6 tRNA genes are annotated in these 535 nt (G+C 52.1%); all 6 read left to right on the forward strand.

Features of this window, described 5'->3' with window-relative positions:
- The first annotated feature begins 6 nt into the window (after window positions 1-6).
- The 6 genes from MJ257_RS24650 to MJ257_RS24675 all read left to right on the forward strand — a co-directional run bounded on the left by MJ257_RS24650 (window position 7) and on the right by MJ257_RS24675 (window position 533).
- Window positions 7-79 (forward strand) — tRNA-Thr (locus MJ257_RS24650).
- 11 nt (window positions 80-90) lie between these two features.
- Window positions 91-165 (forward strand) — tRNA-Glu (locus MJ257_RS24655).
- A 27-nt stretch (window positions 166-192) separates the two neighbouring features.
- Window positions 193-268 (forward strand) — tRNA-Val (locus tag MJ257_RS24660).
- Between the two features lie 6 nt (window positions 269-274).
- Window positions 275-349 (forward strand) — tRNA-Gln (locus MJ257_RS24665).
- A gap of 13 nt (window positions 350-362) precedes the next feature.
- Window positions 363-438 (forward strand) — tRNA-Lys (locus MJ257_RS24670).
- Between the two features lie 11 nt (window positions 439-449).
- Window positions 450-533, forward strand: a tRNA-Leu gene (locus tag MJ257_RS24675).
- Window positions 534-535 lie beyond the last annotated feature (2 nt).

Raw genomic sequence — 535 nt, forward strand, 5'->3', positions numbered from 1 at the left:
CCATTTGCTCTCATAGCTCAGTAGGTAGAGTGCATCCATGGTAAGGATGAGGTCACCGGTTCGATCCCGGTTGAGAGCTTCTCTACATAAGGCCCGTTGGTCAAGGGGTTAAGACACCTCCCTTTCACGGAGGTAACAGGGGTTCGAATCCCCTACGGGTCACCATCTTCATTATATGTAGATCCCAGATATGGAGGCTTAGCTCAGCTGGGAGAGCATCTGCCTTACAAGCAGAGGGTCGGGGGTTCGATCCCCTCAGCCTCCACCATGCTATTGGGGATTAGCCAAGCGGTAAGGCAACGGACTTTGACTCCGTCATGCATAGGTTCGAATCCTATATCCCCAGCCACTTTTCTTAGTAAGAGCCATTAGCTCAGTTGGTAGAGCACCTGACTTTTAATCAGGGTGTCGAAGGTTCGAGTCCTTCATGGCTCACCAGTTTTATCCTTGCGCGTGTGGCGGAATTGGCAGACGCACTAGACTTAGGATCTAGCGTCTTTGACGTGGGGGTTCAAGTCCCTCCACGCGCACCATC

Origin of the sequence: Paenibacillus timonensis (assembly GCF_022427145.1) — a bacterium.
Lineage (GTDB): Bacteria > Bacillota > Bacilli > Paenibacillales > Paenibacillaceae > Fontibacillus > Fontibacillus timonensis.